This window comes from Brevundimonas sp. (assembly GCF_035626535.1).
GTDB lineage: Bacteria > Pseudomonadota > Alphaproteobacteria > Caulobacterales > Caulobacteraceae > Brevundimonas.
In genome coordinates, this window is the sequence record NZ_DASPNO010000043.1 from 1 (window position 1) to 2,219 (window position 2,219).

Sequence of the window (2,219 nt, forward strand, 5' to 3'; positions counted from 1 at the left end):
GCGGGCTTCGCAGCCGGGGCGGCGGTCGCGGGCCTGGCGGCGGCCGGAGCGGCCTTCGGCGCGGCGGCCTTGGCGGCCGGCTTCTTCGCGGCAGCGGGCTTCTTGGCGGCGGCGGGCTTCTTCGCGGCGGCCGCCTTCGGGGCGGCGGCCTTGGCGGCCGGCTTGGCCGCAGCCTTCGGGGCCGCCTTCGGAGCCGCCTTGGCGGCCGGCATCTTCGCCGCGTCCGGCTTCGGCGCGGCGGCCTTGGCGGGAGCCTTCGCGGCGGCCGGCTTCGCGGCGCTCGACTTTGCCGCCGGTTTCGGCTTGGAAGCGGCGGCGGCCGCCTTCGGTTTGGCGGTGCTCGGCTTGGACGGTGCTTTAGCCATGGATTCCCCGACCCCTCGGTTCAGTTGGTTGATGCTGGCGGTGGAGCGCACGCCAGCGCGTGTCTCGATTCGTCATGATAGCGGTGTTTGAGAAATGTCCGAGTCCGCAGTTCAAATAATCGCGAGGGGGCCCCGCGCCATCGCTGAGGCCGCCGCGGTGTCTCTGGACTCCGACCCGCTGCTGGAGGGCGCCACCTATTCGATCCTCGAGGAAGACGAGGACCGCGGCATATGGCGGATCGACGCCTTTCCCAATGATGAAGACGACGTGCGCGGCATCGAGGCGCGGCTCGCGGCGCACGATGGCCTGACCGTCATCGTCGAGAAACTGGCTGACGCCGACTGGCTGGCCATGTCCCTGTCGGGCCTGCCGCCGGTGCGCGCCGGGCGCTTCTTCATCTACGGCGCCCACGATCAGGGCGTGGTGCCGAAGAACACCATCAATCTGAAGATCGACGCCGGCGCGGCCTTCGGCACCGGCCACCACGGCACCACGGTCGGCTGCCTGCTGGCCTTCGACGAACTGCTCAAGCGCGAGCGTTTCGAGCGCGTGCTCGACGTCGGCTGCGGCACCGGCGTGCTCGCCATCGCGGCGGCGAAAACCGGCTCCAGGGTGGCGCTGGGCACCGACATCGACGCCCCGTCGGTGCGCATCGCCAACGAAAACGCCAAGCTGAACATGGCCCAGGCCCGCTTCGTCCACGCCTTCGGCCTCAACGACCGCAAGGTGCGCGGGCAGGGGCCCTACGATCTGGTCTTCGCCAACATCCTCGCCCCGCCGCTGGTCAGCCTGTCGCAGGACATCAAGGACGCCCTGAAGCTGGGCGGCGTGGCCATCCTGTCCGGCCTGCTGCGGACCCAGGAGCGCCGCGTCACCGCCGCCTACCTGTCGCGCGGCTTCGTGCTCGAGCGCCGCATCCGCCGCGACGCCTGGAGCGCGCTGGTCCTGCGCAGGGTGGGTTAACGGGCGGAACGGACCGCAACCGCAACCGTTGCGGCAGTTCAATGGAGGACTGCCCGTGACCTACGATCCGAACCTCGATCCGCGCCGGCCCGTCGATCCGGGCGACCACGTCGAAACGGTGGAGACTGTCGTCACCAGCCCCGGCGTGGTGAGCGAATCCGTCGAAAGGGTGGTCGTTCGCGACTCCAACAGCGGCTGGTGGATCGCCGGCATCCTCGGGGGCCTGGTGCTCATCGCCGTGCTGTGGATTCTGTTCGCCCGGGGCGGCGACCGGCAGACCGACGAAGAGTTGCTGGAAGCCCGCCTCGACGCCGCCGCCGCCCAGGCGCAGGCGGACCAGGCGCTGGTCGCCGGACAGGTCGCCGGCGCCCAGGCCAGCGTCGACATCGCCCGCGCCAACGCCAACGCCGCCGTCGCTTCCGCCGAGGCTCGCGCCGCCCAGGCCCGTGCCGCCGAACCCGTCATCATCGAGCGCGAAGTCGCCGTGCCCGTCCCGGTCCCCTCGTCGTCGCCCGACACCCCCGTGGTCTCCCCGACCTCGCCGCAGAACTGACCTGAGCCTCACCTCCCCATTCGCGAAGGCGAATGGGGAGGACAGATCGGCGCGCCAGCGACGATCTGAGCTCCCCGTCGGCCTTCGCCGACGGGGAGGTGAACGCCACTCGGCCAATTGCTGCGCTGCAAATCCGCCGTCTGTCCGCATACTTTCCGCGGCCAACCCGCTGTTTCCGAACGGCATCATCTCCGGCCCAGCGTCACGAACGCGCCTGGGGAGAAACCCGGCCCATACTGGTCCCATCCCGTCGGACGGGGAGGGCGTCGGATCCACGTTCTCGATGGCGGCGGGCTGTGGTCGAGCGATGAAGCCCGGGCGATGGAGAGTCCGGGGG

At 70.7% G+C, this 2,219-nt stretch carries 3 protein-coding genes; 2 read left to right on the forward strand and 1 reads right to left on the reverse strand.

The window, feature by feature from the left end; translation table 11 throughout:
* Window positions 1-416 (reverse strand): hypothetical protein (locus VEC04_RS06295; protein ID WP_324774945.1); only part of this gene is annotated, 416 nt, incomplete at its 3' end.
* Window positions 417-459: 43 nt separating this feature from the next.
* Here VEC04_RS06295 and VEC04_RS06300 point away from each other — a divergent pair.
* Window positions 460-1,329: a 50S ribosomal protein L11 methyltransferase gene (locus VEC04_RS06300; RefSeq protein WP_324774947.1), complete on the forward strand. Its 870-nt coding sequence runs from the start codon at window positions 460-462 to the stop codon at window positions 1,327-1,329.
* A 55-nt stretch (window positions 1,330-1,384) separates the two neighbouring features.
* Entirely contained in the window at window positions 1,385-1,882 is a 498-nt protein-coding gene (locus VEC04_RS06305; protein ID WP_324774949.1) for a hypothetical protein, read from the forward strand.
* Window positions 1,883-2,219: the final 337 nt, after the last annotated feature.

Bases quoted from the DNA above. Each gene is read 5' to 3' on its own strand.
- VEC04_RS06300 (WP_324774947.1), top strand. From the start codon at position 460: ATGTCCGAGTCCGCAGTTCAAATAATCGCGAGGGGGCCCCGCGCCATC.